21 protein-coding genes and 1 tRNA gene are annotated in these 22,188 nt (G+C 47.9%); 14 read left to right on the forward strand and 8 right to left on the reverse strand.

Features of this window, described 5'->3' with window-relative positions:
* Window positions 1-72: 72 nt before the first annotated feature.
* Together BAZ21_RS08845 and BAZ21_RS08850 are read right to left on the reverse strand one after the other, a co-directional pair.
* Entirely contained in the window at window positions 73-1,143 is a 1,071-nt protein-coding gene (locus BAZ21_RS08845) for an anthranilate phosphoribosyltransferase (RefSeq protein ID WP_068499122.1), read from the reverse strand.
* Window positions 1,144-1,162: 19 nt separating this feature from the next.
* On the reverse strand, window positions 1,163-1,765 hold the full coding sequence (locus BAZ21_RS08850) for an ANTAR domain-containing response regulator (RefSeq protein ID WP_068499125.1): 603 nt from the start codon (window positions 1,763-1,765) through the stop codon (window positions 1,163-1,165).
* Between the two features lie 451 nt (window positions 1,766-2,216).
* Between BAZ21_RS08850 and nirB the strand changes: the two genes are divergently transcribed.
* Together nirB and nirD are read left to right on the forward strand one after the other, a co-directional pair.
* On the forward strand, window positions 2,217-4,649 hold the full coding sequence (gene nirB, locus BAZ21_RS08855; RefSeq protein WP_068499127.1) for a nitrite reductase large subunit NirB: 2,433 nt from the start codon (window positions 2,217-2,219) through the stop codon (window positions 4,647-4,649).
* Window positions 4,650-4,662: 13 nt separating this feature from the next.
* Window positions 4,663-4,995: a nitrite reductase small subunit NirD gene (nirD, locus tag BAZ21_RS08860; protein ID WP_068499129.1), complete on the forward strand. Its 333-nt coding sequence runs from the start codon at window positions 4,663-4,665 to the stop codon at window positions 4,993-4,995.
* Between the two features lie 214 nt (window positions 4,996-5,209).
* On the opposite strand, the gene BAZ21_RS08865 is transcribed toward nirD, so the two are convergent.
* A tRNA-Val gene (locus BAZ21_RS08865) sits at window positions 5,210-5,281 on the reverse strand.
* A gap of 138 nt (window positions 5,282-5,419) precedes the next feature.
* Here BAZ21_RS08865 and BAZ21_RS08870 point away from each other — a divergent pair.
* Together BAZ21_RS08870 and BAZ21_RS08875 are read left to right on the forward strand one after the other, a co-directional pair.
* Window positions 5,420-5,863: a GNAT family N-acetyltransferase gene (locus tag BAZ21_RS08870; protein WP_068499131.1), complete on the forward strand. Its 444-nt coding sequence runs from the start codon at window positions 5,420-5,422 to the stop codon at window positions 5,861-5,863.
* An 87-nt stretch (window positions 5,864-5,950) separates the two neighbouring features.
* Window positions 5,951-6,187, forward strand: coding sequence for a DUF3892 domain-containing protein (locus BAZ21_RS08875; RefSeq protein WP_007431058.1), 237 nt, complete (start codon window positions 5,951-5,953; stop codon window positions 6,185-6,187).
* A gap of 121 nt (window positions 6,188-6,308) precedes the next feature.
* Here the strand turns inward: BAZ21_RS08875 and BAZ21_RS08880 are convergent, their stop codons facing one another.
* The gene (locus BAZ21_RS08880; RefSeq protein WP_068499133.1) at window positions 6,309-7,070 is read right to left on the reverse strand and encodes an MBL fold metallo-hydrolase; all 762 of its coding nucleotides are present in this window, start codon (window positions 7,068-7,070) and stop codon (window positions 6,309-6,311) included.
* A gap of 183 nt (window positions 7,071-7,253) precedes the next feature.
* Between BAZ21_RS08880 and BAZ21_RS08885 the strand changes: the two genes are divergently transcribed.
* On the forward strand, window positions 7,254-7,829 hold the full coding sequence (locus BAZ21_RS08885) for a copper amine oxidase (RefSeq protein WP_068499135.1): 576 nt from the start codon (window positions 7,254-7,256) through the stop codon (window positions 7,827-7,829).
* Window positions 7,830-7,908: 79 nt separating this feature from the next.
* On the forward strand, window positions 7,909-8,214 hold the full coding sequence (locus BAZ21_RS08890; protein WP_007431055.1) for a DUF1292 domain-containing protein: 306 nt from the start codon (window positions 7,909-7,911) through the stop codon (window positions 8,212-8,214).
* A 112-nt stretch (window positions 8,215-8,326) separates the two neighbouring features.
* On the opposite strand, the gene BAZ21_RS08895 is transcribed toward BAZ21_RS08890, so the two are convergent.
* Entirely contained in the window at window positions 8,327-9,802 is a 1,476-nt protein-coding gene (locus tag BAZ21_RS08895; protein WP_068499137.1) for an aminotransferase class I/II-fold pyridoxal phosphate-dependent enzyme, read from the reverse strand.
* Window positions 9,803-9,988: 186 nt separating this feature from the next.
* Between BAZ21_RS08895 and BAZ21_RS08900 the strand changes: the two genes are divergently transcribed.
* A complete protein-coding gene (locus BAZ21_RS08900; protein ID WP_068499924.1) occupies window positions 9,989-11,275 on the forward strand; it encodes an MFS transporter in 1,287 nt (428 codons plus the stop codon).
* 42 nt (window positions 11,276-11,317) lie between these two features.
* On the opposite strand, the gene BAZ21_RS08905 is transcribed toward BAZ21_RS08900, so the two are convergent.
* Complete coding sequence (locus tag BAZ21_RS08905) at window positions 11,318-11,950, reverse strand: YktB family protein (protein ID WP_068499139.1); 633 nt, start codon at window positions 11,948-11,950, stop codon at window positions 11,318-11,320.
* A 280-nt stretch (window positions 11,951-12,230) separates the two neighbouring features.
* Here BAZ21_RS08905 and BAZ21_RS08915 point away from each other — a divergent pair, with 280 nt between their 5' ends.
* Both BAZ21_RS08915 and gndA read left to right on the forward strand, forming a co-directional pair.
* Entirely contained in the window at window positions 12,231-12,830 is a 600-nt protein-coding gene (locus BAZ21_RS08915) for a hypothetical protein (protein ID WP_068499141.1), read from the forward strand.
* Between the two features lie 174 nt (window positions 12,831-13,004).
* Window positions 13,005-14,411, forward strand: coding sequence for an NADP-dependent phosphogluconate dehydrogenase (gene gndA / locus BAZ21_RS08920; RefSeq protein ID WP_068499143.1), 1,407 nt, complete (start codon window positions 13,005-13,007; stop codon window positions 14,409-14,411).
* A 245-nt stretch (window positions 14,412-14,656) separates the two neighbouring features.
* On the opposite strand, the gene BAZ21_RS08925 is transcribed toward gndA, so the two are convergent.
* Window positions 14,657-14,962 (reverse strand): rhodanese-like domain-containing protein, encoded by a 306-nt coding sequence (locus BAZ21_RS08925; protein WP_010345522.1) that lies wholly within the window; start codon window positions 14,960-14,962, stop codon window positions 14,657-14,659.
* Window positions 14,963-15,232: 270 nt separating this feature from the next.
* Here BAZ21_RS08925 and aroA point away from each other — a divergent pair, with 270 nt between their 5' ends.
* The 4 genes from aroA to ptsP all read left to right on the forward strand — a co-directional run bounded on the left by aroA (window position 15,233) and on the right by ptsP (window position 20,795).
* Window positions 15,233-16,525, forward strand: a complete 1,293-nt coding sequence (gene aroA / locus BAZ21_RS08930) for a 3-phosphoshikimate 1-carboxyvinyltransferase (RefSeq protein ID WP_068499145.1) — start codon at window positions 15,233-15,235, stop codon at window positions 16,523-16,525.
* A 34-nt stretch (window positions 16,526-16,559) separates the two neighbouring features.
* The gene (locus tag BAZ21_RS08935) at window positions 16,560-16,991 is read left to right on the forward strand and encodes a CoA-binding protein (RefSeq protein WP_068499147.1); all 432 of its coding nucleotides are present in this window, start codon (window positions 16,560-16,562) and stop codon (window positions 16,989-16,991) included.
* 178 nt (window positions 16,992-17,169) lie between these two features.
* A complete protein-coding gene (locus BAZ21_RS08940; protein WP_068499149.1) occupies window positions 17,170-19,053 on the forward strand; it encodes a glucose PTS transporter subunit IIA in 1,884 nt (627 codons plus the stop codon).
* On the forward strand, window positions 19,050-20,795 hold the full coding sequence (ptsP, locus tag BAZ21_RS08945; protein ID WP_068499151.1) for a phosphoenolpyruvate--protein phosphotransferase: 1,746 nt from the start codon (window positions 19,050-19,052) through the stop codon (window positions 20,793-20,795). Before BAZ21_RS08940 ends, ptsP begins: the two co-directional genes overlap by 4 nt.
* A 98-nt stretch (window positions 20,796-20,893) precedes the next feature.
* On the opposite strand, the gene BAZ21_RS08950 is transcribed toward ptsP, so the two are convergent.
* Window positions 20,894-21,430 carry a type 1 glutamine amidotransferase domain-containing protein gene (locus tag BAZ21_RS08950; RefSeq protein ID WP_068499152.1) on the reverse strand — a complete coding sequence of 179 codons (537 nt, stop codon included), beginning with the start codon at window positions 21,428-21,430 and terminating at the stop codon, window positions 20,894-20,896.
* Between the two features lie 281 nt (window positions 21,431-21,711).
* Between BAZ21_RS08950 and BAZ21_RS08955 the strand changes: the two genes are divergently transcribed.
* Window positions 21,712-22,158: a hypothetical protein gene (locus BAZ21_RS08955; RefSeq protein ID WP_068499154.1), complete on the forward strand. Its 447-nt coding sequence runs from the start codon at window positions 21,712-21,714 to the stop codon at window positions 22,156-22,158.
* The last annotated feature ends 30 nt before the right edge of the window (window positions 22,159-22,188 follow it).

The following is a 22,188-nucleotide window of genomic DNA, read 5'->3' on the forward strand; positions in this document are numbered from 1 at the left end:
CAGCCCCTGAGTCAGGAGCTGGCCTTTTGACCTGTTCAATTCATGCTCTACAATTGCTAGATGCTCGTACGATCAATGCAGTCGGGGTTCGGATAGGCTGGCTCCCATTTTTATTTCCTTTGTAAGCATAGCTTCACGCCAGCGGCAATACAGATCCCAGGCAACCCCGTTTTCCAGCAGTGGTTTGCAGGTGTACAAGCCTTCCTCTATAGAATTGACTCGGCCTGCAACGAATAGTCGGACTGCGCCGTTGAGCAGTACTTGGTTCGAAAAAGCTAGAGGAGCTGTGCTTTGCAATACCTCCTCCGTTATACGCAGCTGTTCGGCAGGGGTCCAGTTAAGCTCGGGTACCACCGAATCTAACCCGTACATTTCCGGATCGATAACCTGCAGTGATACCTCTCCGTTAGCAAGCAGGTAAGTTCGGGTGGGTCGGTCAATGAACAGATCCTCCGATCCTTCGCTACCCTGGACGATTAGAGCCCTGCGGTAATTCAACTGCTGCATCAGCTTCGCCATCTTGTCGAACACTGTATTATGGAAAACGCCGAATACGATATACGGAGAAGAACCGTAATCAACCAGTTTCTCGGCTGTGTTCAGCACGGTACGGAGCCCTAGCTCTTCGCGGATGGTACGCAGCTTTCCCAGAGGTGAGCACCATTGTTCAGAGGCTGCGAACAATACACCTGTCAGCTTTGCCGCGTGAGTGGCGGCTTCGTGTGTCATGGTTTCAGATGCTACCCCCATTTCCTGCAGCAAAAGGGGGAGTGTAATGCCCCATTTGGGAGGCAGGGGCGCACTTCCGTGCATCGTCACCGGGACCCCGTGCGCGGCGACTAGAAAAGCGGTGGCGAAGGTGGCGATAAATGATGATTTTCTGCCATCGTAGGGACCAGCGAAATCTATACCTTCCTGCATCGGGAAGCGATGGGCGTATTTACGACAAACGTTGACGAATGCTTCCAGTTCGGCGCTGCTCTCCATTTTAATGCGTTCTGAGGCAAAGAAGGCTCCGATTTGTGCAGGCGTTGCCGAGCGGGTCATAATAAGCTCGGCAGCGGCTTCGGCTTCGACGTAATTCAAATCCCGGGCGCCTCTTTTGCCGCGTCCAACTTCTTTTAATATTTCAATCATGTTCATAATAAGGCCCCTTTCAAATCTATGCCTTTAGCATTTGCTGTGCTTTGACGATGGAGATGGCCACATCAACGATCCGTTTGCGCTCATTCATTGCTTTTTTACGCAGCAGATCGTATGCTTCCGCTTCTGGAATGCCGTTGACTTCACCAAGTATTCCTTTGGCCATGTCAATCCATTTGCGCTCTTCCAGCCTGGCGGTCAGTTGTTTGCGTTCACTGAGCCAGTGCTGGCGTTCAAAAAAGCGTTTGGCGCTAAAGTGAAGAGCCCAATTCAGCTCATGTGCTGCCATGGAAGGGATTAAAATGCCGTCGACGGGAACATTGGCTTCACAGAATTCCGTCGATGACAGAGCAGATTCCGCGCTGCACCACCAGAGCAGTGGGATTGCTTTAGCTTGCTCCAGCCTGGCGGACCATGTGCTGATGGTGCCGACAGGTATATTCAGCACCGCGGCATCTGCACCATGAATCAGTTGCTTGATTTCAGATTCATCACGGCAGGGTAGTGTCAAATATCCGTTGGACTCCAAAAGATGCTCAGGTCCTGCCTGCCGTAAGGAAACGGCGTGAGCCTCTCTGGATACATGCTCTGAATGTGGGTGAATTACCAACAAGGAACGCAAGCGGGCTCCTCCTTTCTGTAACATGAAGGATAGTTAGCGATGGGAATGCTGAGAAGCATTCCTTGATAACAAACCTGACATGTGTTTTTGGTTTAGCTACGTATTTTTTTGAACATTTTGAAAGAAAAACGGACTTTTAATCCATTTTGGCGTGTTTTCATCTGAAAATCAATCGAAATTTTATGAAAAAGTGATATTTTATACGTCATAAATATGTTACATGATGGTAAAATGCATTTTTTTAAGATAATGCGTAAGGAATATTGACATCGACCTTGAATCATTATATATTGGCTACAGTACTTTTAATTCCATACTCAGATGGATACAACGGCGTATTCAATGAAACGGCAATGGAGCCTGTTTTCGCATATGGAGGGATGTTTTGAATCTCCCTATGTGAAGCAGGCTTTTTATGTTTTGAGGATATGAATAGAAGGGGAGAGGTCTGATGAACCATAAAAAAAAGCTAGTGCTGGTCGGCAACGGAATGGCTGGAATACGCACCCTCGAGCATGTACTCAAGATCGCTCCGGGCATCTATGACATTACGGTATTCGGGGCCGAGCCCCATCCGAATTATAATCGGATCATGCTGTCTTCCGTTTTGGCTGGAGGGGCTGGTTTGCAGGATATTGTCATCAACGACTGGAGCTGGTATGAAGAAAATCATATCCGGTTGTTTACAGGTGATCCTGTCACAGAGATCGACACAGACAAGCGGCAGGTGACGTCCCGCTCCGGTGTATGCGTCCCTTATGATTTGCTGTTGCTGGCCACAGGCTCCAACGCCTTCATTCTGCCGCTTCCAGGAGCAAATAAGGAGGGTGTTATCGGCTTCCGGGATATCCGTGACTGCGAAACGATGATGGAGACGGCGAAGACGCACAAAAAAGCAGCCGTAATCGGCGGCGGATTGCTTGGGCTAGAGGCTGCCAGGGGGCTCCTCAATTTGGGGATGGATGTTACGGTTATTCATATTCACGAACATATTATGGATCGGCAACTGGATGAGGCCGCTTCCCTTATGCTAAGGCGTGAGCTGGAGGAGCAGGGGATGAATTTTCTGGTCAATAAGAGAACGGCGGCTATCACAGGCCGTCGCCGCGTGGAGGGATTGAAATTTGCTGATGGCAGTGAGCTGGAAGCGGATCTGATCGTTATGGCAGTAGGCATTACACCAGACATTGAGCTTGCGGTGTCGGCAGGAATTCCTGTCAATCGCGGTATTATCGTAAATGATTACATGGAAACAGGTATCCCCGGCATATACGCCGTAGGCGAATGTGCAGAGCACCGTGGAATCACCTACGGGCTGGTGGCTCCATTGTATGAGCAGGGTGGTGTGCTGGCACAGCGGCTCGCGGGAATGGAGACTCCGGGCTATCGTGGTTCCGTCATTTCGACGAGACTGAAGGTATCGGGCGTAGACGTGTTTTCAGCAGGGTGCTATAAGGACGAACCGGGAACGCGATCCCTTCGATATCAGGATGAAATTGGCGGCGTCTATAAAAAAATCGTAATCAAGGAAGAAAAACTGATCGGAGCCGTCCTGTTCGGCGATACGTCTGATGGAGCCAAGTTGTTTTCGCTGATTAAAAGTCGCGAGTCGGTAGTTGGCCGCGAGAAAGAACTGCTGCTTGGCTTCAATCCTGGTCAATCAGAAGCAAATGGCTCCATGATGCTGGAGCAAATGCCTGATGATGAAATTGTATGCGGATGTAATGGTGTGTCCAAGGGTGACATTGGAGAGGCGGTTACAGCTGGCTGCCGGAGCCTCGGGGAGATTAAGGCCTGTACGAAGGCATCCGCATCATGCGGGGGCTGTAAGCCATTAGTGGAGGGTCTATTACAGCTGTATGCAGGCGCCGAAACAGGAGAACCGGTTAAAGAAGGCATTTGCGGTTGTACAACGCTTGACCGGGAAGCGATTATTGGTGGCATCCGGGAAATGGGATTGAAGAGCGTCAAAGAAGTGATGAACGTGCTGGGTTGGAGCGAACCTGAAGGGTGTACCAAATGCCGGCCGGCCCTCAATTATTATCTGGGTATGGTGTGGCCTCTGGATTACGAGGATGAGAAGGAATCCAGATTCACGAATGAAAGATACCATGCCAACATCCAGAAAGACGGCACCTATTCTGTCGTGCCCCGCATTTATGGAGGAGTTACTTCACCTGCCGATCTGAAGAAAATTGCTGCTGTCGCGGAGAAATATAATGTGCCTTTGGTGAAATTTACGGGCGGACAGCGTCTTGACCTGCTAGGTGTGAAAAAAGAGGATTTGCCAGGTATCTGGTCCGAGTTAGACATGCCGTCCGGGCATGCCTACGGGAAAACGCTGCGAACGGTTAAGACATGCGTCGGCAACACCTTTTGCCGTTTCGGTACTCAGGATGCGATGGGAATGGGTATCCGGCTGGAAAAGGCATTTGAGCGCATGAATGCCCCGGCCAAGGTTAAACTTGCTGTATCCGGTTGTCCGCGCAATTGCGCCGAAGCGACGATTAAGGATTTGGGCGTCGTCGCTATCGATGGTGGCTGGGGGATTTACGTTGGCGGTAATGGCGGCATTAAGGTACGGGCGTCTGAACTACTTTGCACCGTGAAAACAGAGGATGAAGTAATGGAATGGACTGGCGCCTATCTGCAGTATTACCGCGAGCAAGCCAATTGGGGCGAGCGCACAGCTCATTGGGTAGAGCGTGTTGGACTGGAATCCATCAAGCAGGCACTTGCGAATGCGGAGACGAGACAGGAACTGGTGGGCAGAATTGAGGAGACGTTAAGCACGACGACTGATCCTTGGCGCGAAATCATTCATGACAAAGAGCTGCTCAAAAACTTTGTGCAGCTACCGGAGCTAAACTCAGTAACGGAATAGGGGGCCGAAGAAAATGGAGATCAACACGACAACAACCAGCAGAATCAGAGTAGCCAATCTGAACGATATTGATCTACGGGGAGCCCGTACAGTTCGTATTCGTAATATAGAGGTGGCCCTATTTCGTCTGAGCGACGGAAGCGTTCATGCGCTTGAAAACCGTTGTCCGCATAAAGGCGGACGCTTATCCGAAGGAATGATATGCGGCTCAGCAGTCCATTGCCCGCTTCATGACTGGAAGATCGACCTGTCCACAGGTCAGGTGAGAGAACCGGATACCGGGTGTGTGACTGCTTTCCCGACAGAGATTGATCGTGAAAGCGGAGCTGTTTATATCGTAATCTAGGGTTCTGTGTAAAGGGTACTTCAATGCCTTATTAAATTTATTTCTTCTATAATATAGAGCAGCTATAATGATAAACTGATACGCACAAAAGCCGATCCTATTTTTAGGTCGGCTTTTTATTTTCTAAGTATGATGAATGAAGGATTCCTAAGAAAATTCGCAATTAATCACCAAATAAACAAAAAAAGCCTTGATCATCAAGGCTTTTCGCGTATAGGACGGATGGGGATCGAACCCATGACCCTTACCCTGTCAAGATAATGCTCTCCCGCTGAGCTACCGTCCTGCGGTTATTAGATAATATCATGTATTAACCATATATGTAAAGCAGAAAAATAAAGATACTTGAATTTCGTCGCCATTTTTATATATAATTCAAATTTACCAGGTTTGTCAATTGGATTGGTGATAGGGGGAGCAGAGAATGGCCGCAGAAATTATTAGTGTAACGACAGAGGAACAGCTACAGGAAGCGATATTGATCCGTACCAAAGTGTTTGTCGAGGAGCAAAAGGTGCCTCTTGAACTGGAGATTGATCATTATGACAAGCTGGGAGATGCCGTCCATCATTTGCTAATTTGTGACCATGGTGAAATGGTGGCTACTGGTCGACTGACGTATTATGAGGAAGATACTGCTAAAATGCAGCGTATTGCCGTGCTTAAGGAGCATCGTGCGGCGGGTTATGGGCGTGTATTGCTACTGGCACTGGAAGAACGCGCACGTGAGTTGGGGTTAAGATACTCACTGTTGGATGCCCAATGCCAAGCTGAAAAGTTTTATGAAAAGCTCGGATATGAGACGATATCCGATGAACCTTTTGACGATGCCGGAATCCCGCACGTACGTATGCGTAAAAAGCTGTAAACGATCGTGCAAGATGCATATAATTTTGTATTAAGTGCATGCTAGTGAAAGTTCCTCCACTATACTATGGATAAGGAGCGATGCAGCATGGCAAATACAGAACGGGAACAGATTACGGCAGTACGCAAAAACGGGGATGGCGATCTTACGTCTTTTCAGACGTCCACCGGGCGAATTCTGGATTACAATCAGGCACTAAATGAGATTGAAGCAGGCTCGATTGCAGGTGTAAATGTGTTCAAGGCGAAGGATGGAAGCAAACGAATTCGCGGTGATGCCGATGGGGACCCTACCAATAATCTGGATCAGCTGCCGTTGTTCTGACTCTGGGTTCAACACTAAAACTTAAGTCTACTATCAAACGCAAGAATATACGGAAGCCGCCAGCTATCCTCTGTAGGAAGGCTTGGCGGCTTTTTGTTATTCGCTCCAGCCGTATTTGGCATTATTGCTTGGCACGTTTCAATTCGGCAAGGGGATACTTGCGTTGCTGCTCCAGAAAGGACATGACCCTTGCCTTCTCCCGAAATTGTTCCATATCATCGCTGTAGTGCATCAGATGAATACGCTCTTGAAGAGGTTGTGGCAGGCTTAGCAGCTCGTCCAGTGTCGTATGGACTTCTCCCGCACCTTGCAGCTGAACCTCGTGCAGAATACTCTGACATCCTCGCTCATACACCAGCTGATGAAGCAAATCAGGATCAAAAATCATATCCGCACTATAAAAAAGACGATCATTAATGAAGAGAGAGTAGCTGTTTTTACCGGGAATATGCCGCGTAGGGATGAGTTCCACCTGGATACCAGATACTAATGCAGCAGATTTACCAGGCGTTAGTACATTTACCTCAAAAACATCTTCGAGCTTATCGATCATGCCTTGCTGTGACATGCCGCCTTTGAGCGTATGTTCCCATAGTGGATGGATTAATGGCTCAGCGATATAAAGTACAGGCTTGCGATGATGAAGAATGTTCATCTGGAAGCCGAATTCCTCCAGACCTCCGACATGATCCGCGTGAATATGGGTGATTAAGATAGCGTCAATTTCAGATAAAGGGACACCCATTTGGTGCAGAGCCAAAGAAGCGGTAGTTCCGCAATCAATCAGCAGTTTTCCTTCTCCGCTATCCAGCAGCGCGTTGTTGTTGTAATAATGTTTAGCAAAGGCACTGCCTGTCCCTAGCATTTGTATCGTCAGGCTCATTTTAGGCTCACCCTCCAGGTTCTGTGTATAGGATCTTCTATAGTCGTATTTTATCATCTATACTGTTGGAACTAAAGAATTTGGCTGCCTATGTGAAAATTTTGGACAATTTGTGAAGTACAGCGCAACTTGTGGGGCTGAGCTAGGTATAAATGTACAACGGCAGGTTTTTAACAGATAACGATGGAGGGATATGTAGTGGTAAAATTCAGAAAAGTGATGGCCCTAATGATGGCCTTTTCGATAATGGGAGGGACCGTCATTTCGGCGGAATCCGCCAAGGACCAAGTGCAGCTGATTATTAATGGAGAAGTGTCGAAGGATGGCGCGGTTGTCATTGATGGAAAAACGTATGTGCCTATTCGTGATTTTAACGGAATTGTAAATTTTGATCCATCTGGCGGGAAAGTTGTTTTCGACCAGCCTAACGTGCATATGTTCCTATTCAAGGGGGATACTGTGTTTGGTAACGTGAATAAAGGCAACAAGGTGAAATTCAATGTATTTAGTCAAATTGATACCTTGAAAACGGATATCTCCGGAGTGAAGGTAGCGATCACCGACCCTTCGGGCAATGTAAAGGATATTCAGTCCCAGGATATCAAAGGAGTGCAAAAGGATAACTTTTGGTTCCGTACCAGTGACTTTACGTATGATTTCAAAACAGCAGGGAATTACCGTGTCGGTTTTTATATTAAAGAAAGTAAAGACAGCAGCTATACATTAGTGTCCGAAAAAGTCATTACAGCGATAAATTAGGCATACCCCAAATTGACCTGCATCCTTGATCATGTTACGATACGGGGGAAAATAAAACAATTTGAAGGTAGGTATTTCCATGAGTGATCACAAACATGAACACGGTGAAGCCTGCAACCACGATCATGACCACGAACATGAAGAAATGGTTCTTACGCTAACTGATGAAAATGGCAAAGATGTAGAAATGGTGCTGGTAGAGACCTTTGACGTAGAAGATCACGTTTACGCCCTTCTGCTGGAGCGAGGCAACCCTGAAGCGGATGGCATTATTCTTCGTATGGAAGAAGAAAACGAAGAAATGGTGCTTTACAATATTGAGGACGAAGATGAATGGAAACGTGTAGAAGCTGCATATAGCGAGCTTGTTGCCCAATACGAATAGAATTGGATACAGCAGCTGTTAGAAGCTCTTCAAGACATTAAAAAGCCCCCGAACGGGGGCTTTTTTTGTTGATGATCAGCATGTATTGCAGGCACGGACTCTCAGATCGGCATTATGAAATGGCGTCCGTTTCGACGATAACCTTCACCTGATGTACCGTTCGATCCTCAGGCCCTTTAACAGGCAGGCCTACTTCCACATGATCAACAATATAATCAATATTGTCCTGCGAAATCACTTCGCCTGGCAGCAGGATCGGAATACCCGGCGGATATACATAAATAAACTCTGCAATAATACGACCAGCCGATTCCTTGAAGGGAACGACTTCCGTATCTCCGTAAAAAGCGTCTCTCGGAATGAGGGAGAGCTGCGGGATATCCGGTATTTTTACAATCAGCTCATGCTGCTGACCTGTAGAATAATGTATAGAAGCCAGCTCGCGCAGAGCTTTCAATAAAATCTCAACATCATCTTTGGTATCCCCAGGGGTCACCAGACAAAGAATATTGTACATATCGCTAAGCTCAACCTCGATATTGTAGTGATCTCTCAGCCAATTTTCCACGTCGTACCCGGTAAGGCCCAAGTGGCGGATATGAATCGTAATTTTGGTTGGATCATAATCATAGGTAGCTTCGGTGCCGAGAATTTCACTCCCAAAGCAATACAGCCCTTCAATCTTGTTGACCTCTGCCCGGCAATATTCAGCCAGATCCAGAGCGCGTTGTGCTATTTCATGGCCGTTAAGCGCCAGGTTACGTCGGGATGTGTCCAACGAAGCCAGCAGAATATACGAAGTGGATGTCGTCGTCAGCATACTGAAAATAGTTTGTACACGCTGCGGATTAATGTATCCGTTCTTTGTATTCACATTCAGAATCGAGCTTTGGGTCAGGGAACCGCCCAGCTTGTGAACGCTGGTAGCTGACATGTCTGCTCCTGCCTCCATGGCGGACATCGGCAGATCAGTATGAAAATGAATCAGTACACCGTGAGCCTCATCGACCAGGACCGGCACATTATAGCTGTGAGCGAGATCAACAATTTCCTTCAGATCGGCGCACACACCGTAATATGTCGGGTTGATGACAAGGACGCCCTTGGCGTCAGGATGACGTTCCAATGCCCGGCGTACGGACTTGGTTGTAACCCCGTGGTGAATACCAAGATTCTCATCGCTGACTGGAGATATGAATACCGGCTTTGCACCAGCAAAGATAATGGCAGACATTATGGATTTGTGTATATTTCGGGGTACAATAATTTTATCACCCGGCAAGCAAATGGACATAATCATAGTGATGATGGCTCCACTTGTTCCCTGTACACTGTAATAAGTATAATCAGCTCCGAAGGCTTCTGCTGCAAGCTTTTGAGCTTCTTCGATGACGCCTGACGGCTGATGCAGATCGTCCAATGGAGCGATGTTGATCATATCTATGGAAAAGGCATTATCCCCCATAAATTCGCGAAATTCCGGATCTGCTCCCACTCCCTTTTTATGACCTGGGATGTGAAATTGAACCGGGTTGCTCTGAGCATGCTTTTTCAAAGCAGTAAAAAGCGGGGTGTTGCTTTGATTCATTAGTGTTGTCACAACCTTTCATGCAGGATTCGACAATCCTGTGCAATTGATAATAGAACAAAATTGAGTATAGCAGTTTGAAGTAGGAATGCAAGCGGTTAAGGATGCATTTATTTGTGGAAAAGTGGAGTAGTGGAAGAACCTGGACTTGATAACTCAAAAAACGAAGGTGAGGATGTGGGACGGATGAGGCAAATTGGACAGGAAAAAGCTCCACGACGGCTGTGGTCTCCTTTTTTTGCGCAATTATGGTTGCTGGTATTTTTGGTCGAATTTATGAAGGGCTCTCTACTGGTGGCCATCCTGCCGGTATATATGGGGGAAACACTTGGGCTGTCAGCGGGCATTATCGGTTTGGCTTTTTCGCTTCAATATTTTGGCGACAATGCGTTTCGGGCGCCGGCGGGCTGGATGGCCGAACGGCTCGGTTACCGCGGAACAATGTCGACCGCGCTGTTATTTACACTTGCAGCGATCATTATGCTAAGCGTGCTCAGGGAGCCTGTGTGGCTCGTGGCAGCGTGCCTGCTGCTCGGACTCGGCACCTCTCCGCTCTGGCCTTGTGTTATGACTGGAACGACCGAAATGTCTGGACCTAATAACAGCAACGGCGCAGCGATGGGAACATTGGAAATTGCGTCCATGGGCGGGACGGGGCTCGGGCCGCTTGTTATGAACTTTGCTATGTCATATTATGGGCATTCTTATGGAATGGTGTTCATGATTTTGATAGGATGCAGCATTGTATTGTTACTGGTTGCCCTCATGCTTCCCGGATCGAACAAATCAACGGATAGAGGAGACCCCGAGCGAAGCGCTGTAGTGTCTACCGGTGGGGCCATAAAGCAGAAGCAGCAACTATGGAAAGGAATCAAGGAAACGATCAGCACGCTCAAAACAAAGCTAAACGTCAATCCGCTTATTTATCCGGCTCTGTTTTTACAGTCGTTTGTCATCGGTCTGATCAGCCCGGTACTGACGCTGTACGCACGGACGGACCTCGGAATTTCACCGAACCTGTACAGCGTGCTTTTGATTGCAGGCGGTGGGGTGACTGTGCTGGCACTGATCCCGTGCGGTAAGCTGGTAGATCGACTTGGCACGGAGTATTTTCTGCATATTGGCTTTTTGCTTGCCGGCATCACGTTGTTTTTCTTCTCAACCGTCCGATCTATTCCGTTTGTGTTCGTAGCCGTAGCGCTTATTGGTTTGGGATATGCTCTTATTTTGCCAGCATGGAATACGTTTCTAGCCAAACTGATCCCGGAAAGCGAACGAGCGACAGTATGGGGCTTTTTTCTGACGCTCCAAGGCTCGGGGATGGTTATCGGTCCGCTCGTGTCAGGAGTGTTATGGGACCGTGCAGGACACACAGCCCCATTTATCATCAGTGGTGTCGTGATGCTGCTTATGTTCGGCTGCCATTTGGCTCTGGCGCGTCGTCCACGTAGAAAAACCGTTGTTAAGGCCTGAACTGTGCTCTTAAAAGCGGATCAGGGCTGCATTTATCGGAAGTTATTTTTTCGGAAACGCCATCCGGTACAGTGGCAGCAAATGCTCAAAGGTGGAACGTACCGTCTGCAGCAGCGCTGCTCCGTCACTGGCCATAGGGTCATTCCGATCAATACGGAGCCCACACATGATCTCGGCTTTTTTCACCTGCTGCAGCTTGTTAATGATGGTTTGGAACTCTTTCTTGTCCATTTGTTGCTGCTCTGTGCCTTCTGGAGCCATGTGGTCCATGGACCAGTAAAAATGCCCCGGTATGTTGGAACGTACATCGCTCAGGTTGGCTTCAAGTGCCTGCGCAAACGTGGTTTTGTTCGGACTTTCATAAATGACTGCGAATATGACGAAAATATGGGAAGCAAACAGGCCTATCTCGAAATGCGGCAGCGCCTTATATCCGCGCTTATTTGCTGCCCAGGCTACCCAAGTATCTATCGGGGGATTGACCTTGCGTCGTGCATGCTTGGCAACGTGAACGTGCATAGGCTCGCCACATAATTCTGTCAGGAACGGGGCTAACTCCTCGCCAATTGCCTCCAGCTTAGGCCGAAGCTGCTGAACTAGCACCTCCATGCGAGGCTCCAGCCCCGGTACTTCAAAAACCTCAAAATCCTTTGCGGTAAATCCACTGAATGTCATTCCGTTTCCTCCTGTATCTCTGGGTAAGTCATATCGTTTGGCGTACTATGTCCGATTATAGCATAATGCTGGCGGGCTTGACCGTCTTTAGACCGGGCTCGGTACAAGCATATAAGGCAAAAGTAGGATTGTGCGCTGCTACTCATAAAAATAGGTCAAATAACCAAGTACCCTTACATAAAATGAAGTATAAAATAGAGCAAGGGAAGATCAAGCGGGAAAGCCGCAGGCTTGCTGTAGCCGGACTTCTTGAATCGGACTTGAAAAAGGAGGGAATGCCGTGAACAAGGGCTGTGAGGTAGAATATTGTAATCTAGAGCTCCGGTTTAGCCGTCGGCATATCCATAATCTGATCAAGGATTTGATATCGGAAGGGTATTCGCTGTACTGGAGCGAGGATGAGTCGTATCTGGTTTTGTCGGTGAGAACCGGGCGCAAACTGGTGAAGCTCCGTTTTCAACAATTGCGCACAGGGCATTACAAGTTGGCTGGAGATTATGTGATCCGCGACGCCAAGTTGGCCGAGTGGCTGGAGAAGCTGATTGGAAGCACCCGAGGTCATGCCATTGTCAAAAGAGTCAAGGACCATCATATTTTAGTGGAAAATATTTTGTTCGGCGAGGTCATTCGCCTGGTCGAGGTAACCGGCTTTAAGCAGCGTGTCATTTATCAGAAGGGGCCGGTGCTGTCCGTACAGGAAATGGAGGATATGTACGCCTCCGATGAAGGCGAAACCCGGTTGCTGTTGCTTAAAATGGAAGTGGATGATGTGTTGGAGAAGCTGTTTATGGCGATGGGTGAGGGAAATACGGCGAAAGCAGGGAAATGCCAGGAACGCCTGCAAACGCTATCCCGTCAACTGCTGATGATGGAAGCATAGTACATCTGAACACCTCATGAAAAATGGGGTGTTTTGCTCTGCGAACAGACAGGGGTTCACTTCTGACACCAAAAACGTTAAAATAGAAGTGCACGTGTTCCGATTCACATAAAGTGTAATACGGTAAAACGGCGATATAGAATAAAAAATATGTTGCAAAGGATGAGGAACCAGATGGCAAAACAGCAGATTGGTGTGATCGGCCTGGCGGTAATGGGTAAGAATTTGGCCCTTAATATTGAGAGCAGAGGCTTCACAGTTTCGGTTTTTAACCGCTCTCCAGAAAAAACGCATGATCTTCTCAAAGAAGCAGAAGGTAAAAAACTGACGGGTACTTTCTCCATTGAAGAATTTGTGAACTCACTGGAATCGCCCCGTAAAATTCTGATCATGGTTCAAGCGGGTAAAGCAACAGATGCCACGATTGAACAGCTTGTGCCTCATCTGGACAAGGGCGACATTATTATAGACGGAGGCAATGCCTACTTCCCTGATACACAGCGCCGCAGCAAGGAGCTGGAGGAAAAAGGACTTCGCTTTATTGGTACAGGCGTATCCGGTGGTGAAGAAGGTGCCTTGAACGGTCCGGCCATCATGCCGGGTGGACAAGAGAGTGCCTACAAACTGGTAGAGCCGATTCTGACGGCAATCTCTGCTAAAGTGGAAGGCGACCCATGCTGTACATATATCGGTCCTGACGGTGCTGGTCACTATGTAAAAATGGTGCATAACGGCATCGAGTATGGTGACATGCAATTGATTGGTGAAGCTTATCACCTGTTGAAATCCGTCCTGAACGTGAGCGCGGAAGATCTGCATGAAATCTTTACGGAATGGAATAAAGGCGAACTGGACAGCTATCTGATCGAAATTACAGCTGATATTTTCTCCAAATATGATCCTGAAACAGGCAAACCAATGGTAGATGTGATTCTGGATGCCGCAGGTCAAAAAGGTACAGGTAAATGGACAAGCCAAAGTGCGCTGGATCTGGGTGTACCTTTGTCCATGATTACCGAATCCGTATTCTCCCGTTTCTTGTCTGCCATGAAAGACGAGCGTATTGCTGCAAGCAAAGTGCTGAGTGGTCCTACTGTTGAGTCCTTCAGCGGTGACAAAAAAGAATTTATCGAAAACGTACGCAAAGCACTGTTTGCAAGTAAAATCGTGTCTTATGCCCAAGGCTTCGCTCAAATGCGCGCAGCTTCCGATGAATACAATTGGGATTTGAAATACGGAAATATCGCTATGATCTTCCGTGGCGGTTGCATTATCCGTTCGCAATTCCTGCAAAACATCAAGGATGCCTATGACCGTGATCCTGCCCTGAAAAACCTGTTGCTGGATTCCTACTTCAAAAACGTAGTAGAAAATTATCAAAATGCATGGCGTCAGGTGATTTCTGTGGCTGTATCTCAAGGTATTCCGGTGCCTGGATTCTCCAGCGCGCTTGCATACTATGACAGCTACCGCACTGAACGTTTGCCAGCAAACCTGCTGCAAGCGCAACGTGACTACTTTGGTGCACATACGTTCAAACGTGTGGACAAAGAGGGCGTATTCCATCACCAATGGTTCTAATGAACGGTCTGGCGGATATACAAGGATAGCAGTATAAAGTAAAACGGAAGCTTTTTTTGGCCCTGCCGGGTAAAAAAAGCTTCCGTTTTTTGATTTAGCGTCAAAGGGGATAATGTGGGAGAGGATTGTGTAACCTTTTAACGCTGTGGTATGATAAGAGTATATTTTAATGCGTTACCGCGTTTAAGCTTTTTAGTCGAAATAAAAAAGACGGGAAAGACCCGTCTCTTTTGGGGAGTAGCTATTTACTGTTCTTGTGACCATTGCAGCATGCCGCCGGTCATGTTAGTGCAGCCTTCATAACCGAGCTGCTGCAAATATTCGCAGGCCCGTTCGCTGCGATAACCGCTCCGGCAAATAAAGATGATTTCACCGGTACGTTCAATTTCCTCGAGACGGCCCGGAAGCTGTCCGAGCGGAATGTGCTTGGCACCTTCAATCATGCCTTCCGCTACTTCTTCCGCCTCGCGGACGTCGATCAATTGCAGTTGTTCTCCTGCTTGCAGGCGTGCGCGAAGCTCAGAAGGTTCAATCAGGGCGATTTGCGTCATGGCTGGACCTCTTTTCTGATGTAAAATGGTACTGCGTTGTGTTATTGATGTGTGCGAAACATCACACTCTCTATGTATGATAGCGAAGCTATCTCTTAGCTGTCAATTAGGCTAAACCTAAATACAGATGAAGACTAATCAACTTGCTGGATTAAACTTCGGTAGACCAGGCTGGGTATTTTATATTTTTTTGGGTAGAGAAATGAACGCTACAGCTTGTATAATTAATGTAAACTAGGATGGTTTGAATCGAAAAGGAGCATGTACAATATGGATGTTATCGTTAGACCTACCCCTTCCTTGCAGGGAGAGATTGGAGCCTTGTCCTCCAAAAACTATACGACTCGTTATCTGCTTACAGCCGCGCTTGCAGACGGGAAAAGCACCATTTATTATCCGGCACATAGCGAAGACAGTGATGCCATGCGTCGTTGTATCGCCGATCTGGGTGCAGTGCTGGAGGAGGATGACGAAAAAATAGTTATTACAGGCTTTGGCAGCCATCCTCGATCTGTGAAGGAGTTAAATGTGGGAAATGCCGGAGCGGTGCTCCGTTTTTTGATGGGAATTGCATCCTTATGTCCGGATGTTACTTTCGTTAATACATATCCTGACTCATTGGGTAAACGGCCACATGACGATCTGATCGAAGCGCTGGGCCAGTTGGGTGTGAAGGTGGACCATCGCGAAGGTAAGTTGCCGATTCGTATCCAGGGTGGTCAAGCCAAGGGAGGCAAAATACAGGTGTCCGGTTCGGTTAGCTCACAATATTTGAGTGCCCTGTTATTCCTTACACCTTTACTGGAGGAAGACAGTGAAATCGAAGTGCTGCATGATTTGAAATCCAAGGTGGTCGTCGGACAGACGCTGGAGGTATTACAAGAGGCTGGCATTATCATTCATGCAAGCGATGATTACATGTCTTTCCGTGTCCCGGGACGACAAGTCTATCAGCCACGTACGTATACTGTACAGGGGGATTACCCGGGGAGCGCGGCGGTGCTGGCTGCTGCTGCAGTAACAAATTCCGATGTCACCATCCATCGGCTAAAAGAGCAGAGCAAGCAGGGAGAACGTGCTATTGTAGATGTGCTGCGTATGATGGAAGTACCGCTGACGCACGAGAACGATACCGTTGTCGTGAAGGGGAATGGCCGATTGAAGGCTATTGAGTTTGACGGAGATGCTGCGACAGACGCTGTGCTCGCAATGGTAGCTGCGGCTGTATTTGCTGAAGGTACGTCTCGTTTTTATAATGTAGAAAATTTACGGTACAAGGAATGTGACCGGATCACCGATTATTTGAATGAGTTGAGCAAGGCCGGAGCTCGCGTAGAAGAACGTCAAGCGGAGATCATCGTCCATGGCAGACCGGAGGGTGTCGAAGGAGGCGTTGAAATTAACGCGCACTTTGATCACCGTGTCATTATGGCTTTGACGGTTGTAGGCTTGCGTGCGCAGAAGCCGCTATTGATCAAGGATGCGCATCATGTCGCCAAATCGTATCCACAGTATTTTGACCATTTGACGACGCTTGGTGCTTCGGTCGAATGGGTAAAATAAAAATAAACTAAAAATGTGAACAGGAGGGGACAGAATGGCTTTTGAAAACCCGTCCAGGGAAGAAATTAAAACCATTTTGGAACAAGTAGGCAATATTGCGGTTGTTGGTTTGTCTGATAAAACAGACCGAACCTCGTATATGGTTTCTTATGCGATGCAACAACGGGGATACCGGATTATTCCGGTTAATCCTGCCGCAGCAGGTCAAACGATTCTTGGAGAGACTTGTTATGCCAGTCTTGCTGAAGTACCCGAGCCCGTCGAATTGGTCAATGTATTCCGCCGCAGTGAATACTGTGCAGAGGTTGCGCGCGAAGCAGTTGCGATTGGAGCCAAGATTTTGTGGCTTCAACAAGGGATTATCAGCCAGGAAGCGGCTGACATTGCACAGGAGCATGGAATGACGGTCATTATGGATCGCTGCATTAAGGTAGAGGACTCGGTGACCCAGGCAGTACGTAGATGATAATCATAAAGCTGTACCAAAAACCTTCTTCCCTGGCTTCACAGGGTTGAAGGTTTTTGATGCGAAATGGGGACTTCGTACAGTATATTGTACTTACAGCAATCCATATAATGTATGTAGGGCTTTGACAAAAGTATGTATTCAGCTTACCATCAGGGATAGAAGGGAGAGGAATGCCATGAATTGGCTCGGATCCTTACAACAGCTTGGTCGTGCCGTCATGCTCCCGACGATGGTACTACCGGCAGCTGCAATATTACTAAGTCTCGGCAGTCTTCCTTGGTCCGCGTGGGGATTCCCTATGGTGTCTGATATGGCTAATGCGGCGGGACACGGGATTTTTTATTTTTTGCCTTACCTGTTTGCGGTTGGTGTTGCACTCGGCATGTCGAATCAGGCAGGTCAGGCGGGACTGGCAGCGCTGGCTGGTATGGCTATATATGATCAAGTCACATTGAGATTTGGAAACGGACTCATTCAACCGGCGACGCTCATTGGTATCATTTTGGGGGTCATTTCAGGGATCGCTTATAATCGTTTTAAAAGCATTAAGTTGCCCGAGGTGCTTCAGTTTTTTGGAGGTACCCGATTTGTTTTGCTGCTCATTGGTTTGTTCTCTGCTGTGTTCGCAGGACTTATGCTGGTTGTTGCTCCGCTTATTCAGAGTGGATTGCAATTTATAGCAGGTCTGGAATCGAGCCTGGGTGGCTTTGGACTGTTTATTTACGGTATTCTATACCGGCTGCTGGCGGCCTTTGGTCTTCACCATCTGCTCAATAATATATTTTGGTTTCAACTGGGTACATATCAAACGCCGTCAGGTAACGTCGTGCAGGGAGATTTGCCCCGATTTTTTGCTGGCGATCCGACAGCGGGCTATTTTATGTCCGGGTTGTTCCCCATTATGATGTTTGCGATCCCTGCCATTGCGCTGGCGATTATTCAGGAAGCGCGTGAAGATTTGAAGCCCAAGGTGCAAAAAACGTTTTTGACGGCTGCGCTTGTCTGCTTTTTTACCGGAGTATCGGAACAGATCGAGTTTGCCTTTTTGTTTGCTGCTCCTTATTTGTTCCTCGTTCATGCAGTCATGTCCGGGCTGGCGATGTGGCTTACCTTTGCACTGGATATTCATCACGGTTTTTCCTATTCGGCGGGTTTTATAGACTATGTGCTTAATTTTCATCTATCACATAACGCCTGGTTGCTGATTCCGGTGGGAGTAGCGTATGGCCTTGTATATTATGTGCTGTTTCGATGGGCCATCCGGCGATTCCGTATTCCAACTCCCGGTCGCGAGGAGGGTTCGGTTCTGGAGGATTGGGCTGGCAATATTCCTTACAGCGCTCCGCTTATTTTGGAAGCGCTTGGCGGGAAGGAAAATATTGTGCAGGTGGAGGCCTGCATCACACGTTTGCGGCTGACCGTCCACAATGACAGGCTGATTGATACCGGAGCGATGAAGGCTCTAGGATCGGCAGGGCTGATCAATCTGGGCGGGGGGAACTTGCAGGTCGTATTCGGAACGTATTCAGAACTGATTCGTGAGGAAATTGCGAAGCTGATGGAGCGTGATCTCCCTCAAATTTTGTTCAACGCTCCTGTACATGGAAAAATGCTGCCGATTCATGAAGTGCCTGACAAAATTTTTGCGTCAAAGCTGGTCGGAGACGGTGTTGCTTTTGTTCCTGAGCGGGGTGAACTTGTGTCTCCGGTGTATGGCACTGTGATGCACCTGTATCCGACGATGCACGCTTTAGGCATCTCCACACGAGAAGGGCTTGAGGTTCTGCTTCATATCGGGATTGATACTTCACAGCTAAAAGGGAATTTTACTGCTATGGTAGAAGCAGGCGATACGGTGGAGCCAGGGCAATTGCTGATCAAATTTGATTTGCAGACGCTGCGGGAGCAAGCTCCATCATTGGTGACTCCTATGGTCATTACGAATCCGGATCGCGTGAAGTCGTGGAGTTTTGCTCCGTTTAAAACAGTGAAAAAAGGTCAGGCCTCGGTAATGTCCGTTGTGCTGCATGACAGGAATGTTGGAGGGGTAGAAACATGATAGAAGGCATCGGCGCCGCAGCAGGTGTGGCAATCGGGAAGGCATTTGTCCTGCCGAGCTGGGAGTGGGATTTACCTGAGCAAAAAATGGATGCGGTGGATCTTGCGAAGGAATTTGAACGGTTGTATGAAGGGATACGCACATCCAAAAGTGAGATCCAGTTTATTAAGGATGAGTTTCGGGAGATGGTGGGGCCGGAGGAGTCCAGCATTTTTGATGCTCATCTTGCGATATTGGAAGATCCGGAGTTCATGAACGAAATCCGCGGAATAATTGAGCGTCAGTACAAGGCAGCCGAGGTCGCAGTAAAGGAAGCCATTGATCATTTTGTGACGATGTTTGATTTATTGGATGATGAATATATGAAGGAGCGGGCGATCGACATTAAGGATGTGGGGAACCGGCTGCTCAAGCATTTACTGGGTGCACCGGAAGTCACTCTTCCCAAGGACACACAGCCTTATATATTGGTAGCCAAGGAGCTCTCACCCTCCCAATCGGCTCACTTGAATCCTAGCTATGTGTTAGGCATTGTGACCATGAACGGTGGTAAAACGTCGCACTCTGCGATCATGGCCCGTGCGCTTGGTATTCCGCTCGTTTCTGGACTGGAGAGCAATCTTAATTTGTCTGTCCAGACCGGAGATATAATGGTTGTCGACGGGGACCTGGGCAAGGTGTATGTGAATCCGGAAAAAACGGTTATCCATCATTATAAAGCATTGCGTGATGAGCAGCGCCGCAAAAAAGAACAGCTACAGGTACTTGCTTCCGTGGAAGCTGTGACCAAAGATGGAACCTCACTGAGGCTGGCGGCCAATATCAGTTCCGTTAAGGAGTTGGAGGCAGCCTTGAAGCATGGAGCTCAAGGAGTAGGGCTGTTCCGAACGGAATTTTTATATATGGATCGAAAATCTGCTCCAAATGAAGAGGAGCAATATGAAGTGTACCGGTTGATAGCGGAAAAGGCAGGGAGCCACGCTGTAGTCATCCGCACATTAGATATCGGCGGAGATAAGCCGCTGGATTATCTTCAATTGCCGGAGGAGGAAAATCCTTTTCTAGGCTACCGAGCTATACGGATCAGTCTGGATTCGAAGGAATTATTCAAAACTCAGCTGACTGCCATTTTACGGGCCAGTGCAGCAGGGAACATCAAGGTTATGTATCCGATGATCTCATCGATTGAGGAATTCCGCCAGGCAGATGCTCTGTTGAAGGAAGCTATGGTGGATTTGGATGCGAGAGGGCTTGCCTACAATTCGAACATTCAGCGCGGGATTATGATTGAGGTACCAGCCGCGGCGATGATCGCTGATCTATTGGCGGCTGAAGCTGATTTTTTTAGTATCGGAACGAATGATCTGGTTCAGTATGTGCTGGCTGTAGACCGTATGAACGAGCAGATTGCTCATATGTACCACCCATACCATCCGGCTGTGCTGCGGATGCTGCGTATGACAGCACAAGCGGCACAACAAGCAGGAATTGATGTGAGTGTGTGTGGTGAGATGGCTGGAGATGAACGATCCATTCCCCTTTGGCTGGAGCTGGGGATACACCAGCTCAGCATGTCCCCGCAATCTTTATTGCGGGTCAAGCATCGTGTACTGAATACGACAGCATCTGAGGCGAAGATGGTCGCTCAGGCTTGCTTCGGCATGTCCACTGGTGCAGCGATTGAAGACAAGCTGACGGCAGCGAATGTCAACTGTATCGCGGCCGGCCCTGGACAGCAGTAATATTGTGCAATGTCTCGAAAGCCACAACCGCTGATCAGGACGAAAAAGCACCTTCGAACCAATATATTGTTGGTTTTGAAGGTGCTTTTTCTTTTTTCTTATTTCTGGCTGTTGTCTGCTAACAGATCACAGAATGCTTTTCCGTAAGGTGGAAGGTCAGGTGGACGACGAGCAGATACAATATGTCCGTCGGTCACAACAGGCTCGTCCTTCCAGATCGCTCCTGCATTCTCCATATCATCACGGATACCTGGTGTGGAGGTTACTGTAACGCCGTCCAAAATTTTGGCAGAAATCAGCACCCAGCCTGCATGGCAGATTTGTCCGATCGGTTTACGTGCAGCGTGAAATTCTTGTACGAGTTGAATTACCTTGGGATAGCGGCGCAGCTTATCAGGTGCCCAACCGCCAGGGACAAGAATCCCGTCGTAATCGCTGCTGTTTAGCTCTTCAAAGGCATATTCTGCTTCAGCAGGCACACCATATTTTCCAATATACTTTTTACCCTTTTCGGCACCGGCCAGATGCACTTCAGCGCCTTCTTCACGAACGCGGTAAACCGGGTACCATAATTCCAGATCCTCAAATTCCTCATCCACCAGGGCAATGATCTTTTTTCCGGCAAGTCTCGACATCCAACCATCCTTTCGTGCGTCATATGATGACACTGCTGTTATTGTAATCTCTACCTTTACATCTTAAGAAAAAGAACGCCCAAAGTCCATCCGCCCGCCAATCCTTTGGTAATTTGTTCATAGCTGCAATCTGTGGAAGGATTTGAGGCGTATAAAGTCGAAATAAAACAAGGCATGAAAGATTTTATAGAGTTAACAAAGCTTTTATAGACTAGTAGATAGATATATCTGGATTTGATGAGATCCTCATATAGCTTGATCCTACGTAATGAGGTGGTTAAATGCATAAGCAATGCCAATGCGGCACAACGATGGGACTGGAACTTCGTAAGGTGATTTTTTCCGGTAAGGTTGAAATTCTGCACGTCCCTGTATTTTCATGCCCGTCATGCTGTTCCAGTGAGGTTTTGCAACATGTGACGAAGGACATCAAGGAGTTGCTACAAAGTCTAGGTGATAAACCCTCGGCCCGTCGAATTTCCTTTGCTCGCAGCAATGAACTGGCTGAGATTATCCGCAAGCTGGTGCTGGAGGAAGCGGACAATCCCAATGTGGACTGGCAATCCTCTTTGGAGGAGCGGATGGAGCTCCGGATTAATCTCTTGCTGGACCTTTATCGTTATGCGAGAAGTCTGGGGGATGAGGATTGGATGAACGATGTAGAGAAAAAACTGGCTCAATTATCCGGTTATACCAGTAAATCGGTGTTTACAAATACAAAAAACTAAAAAATATGAAAATTTTCATGGTCACCATTG

This window comes from Paenibacillus kribbensis, from assembly GCF_001705305.1.
Lineage (GTDB): Bacteria > Bacillota > Bacilli > Paenibacillales > Paenibacillaceae > Paenibacillus > Paenibacillus kribbensis_B.

Excerpts from the sequence above, each read along its gene's own strand:
- BAZ21_RS08885 (WP_068499135.1), top strand. The coding sequence starts at position 7,254 with ATGGAGGGATATGTAGTGGTAAAATTCAGAAAAGTGATGGCCCTAATG.
- BAZ21_RS08950 (WP_068499152.1), bottom strand. The coding sequence starts at position 21,430 with ATGTCGAGACTTGCCGGAAAAAAGATCATTGCCCTGGTGGATGAGGAA.
- BAZ21_RS08925 (WP_010345522.1), bottom strand. The coding sequence starts at position 14,962 with ATGACGCAAATCGCCCTGATTGAACCTTCTGAGCTTCGCGCACGCCTG.
- BAZ21_RS08875 (WP_007431058.1), top strand. The coding sequence starts at position 5,951 with ATGGCAAATACAGAACGGGAACAGATTACGGCAGTACGCAAAAACGGG.
- BAZ21_RS08895 (WP_068499137.1), bottom strand. The coding sequence starts at position 9,802 with ATGAATCAAAGCAACACCCCGCTTTTTACTGCTTTGAAAAAGCATGCT.
- BAZ21_RS08845 (WP_068499122.1), bottom strand. The coding sequence starts at position 1,143 with ATGAACATGATTGAAATATTAAAAGAAGTTGGACGCGGCAAAAGAGGC.
- BAZ21_RS08880 (WP_068499133.1), bottom strand. The coding sequence starts at position 7,070 with ATGAGCCTGACGATACAAATGCTAGGGACAGGCAGTGCCTTTGCTAAA.
- ptsP (WP_068499151.1), top strand. The coding sequence starts at position 19,050 with ATGATAGAAGGCATCGGCGCCGCAGCAGGTGTGGCAATCGGGAAGGCA.
- BAZ21_RS08905 (WP_068499139.1), bottom strand. The coding sequence starts at position 11,950 with ATGACATTCAGTGGATTTACCGCAAAGGATTTTGAGGTTTTTGAAGTA.
- BAZ21_RS08955 (WP_068499154.1), top strand. The coding sequence starts at position 21,712 with ATGCATAAGCAATGCCAATGCGGCACAACGATGGGACTGGAACTTCGT.
- gndA (WP_068499143.1), top strand. The coding sequence starts at position 13,005 with ATGGCAAAACAGCAGATTGGTGTGATCGGCCTGGCGGTAATGGGTAAG.
- BAZ21_RS08890 (WP_007431055.1), top strand. The coding sequence starts at position 7,909 with ATGAGTGATCACAAACATGAACACGGTGAAGCCTGCAACCACGATCAT.
- BAZ21_RS08870 (WP_068499131.1), top strand. The coding sequence starts at position 5,420 with ATGGCCGCAGAAATTATTAGTGTAACGACAGAGGAACAGCTACAGGAA.
- aroA (WP_068499145.1), top strand. The coding sequence starts at position 15,233 with ATGGATGTTATCGTTAGACCTACCCCTTCCTTGCAGGGAGAGATTGGA.
- BAZ21_RS08935 (WP_068499147.1), top strand. The coding sequence starts at position 16,560 with ATGGCTTTTGAAAACCCGTCCAGGGAAGAAATTAAAACCATTTTGGAA.
- nirB (WP_068499127.1), top strand. The coding sequence starts at position 2,217 with ATGAACCATAAAAAAAAGCTAGTGCTGGTCGGCAACGGAATGGCTGGA.
- BAZ21_RS08940 (WP_068499149.1), top strand. The coding sequence starts at position 17,170 with ATGAATTGGCTCGGATCCTTACAACAGCTTGGTCGTGCCGTCATGCTC.
- BAZ21_RS08900 (WP_068499924.1), top strand. The coding sequence starts at position 9,989 with ATGAGGCAAATTGGACAGGAAAAAGCTCCACGACGGCTGTGGTCTCCT.
- nirD (WP_068499129.1), top strand. The coding sequence starts at position 4,663 with ATGGAGATCAACACGACAACAACCAGCAGAATCAGAGTAGCCAATCTG.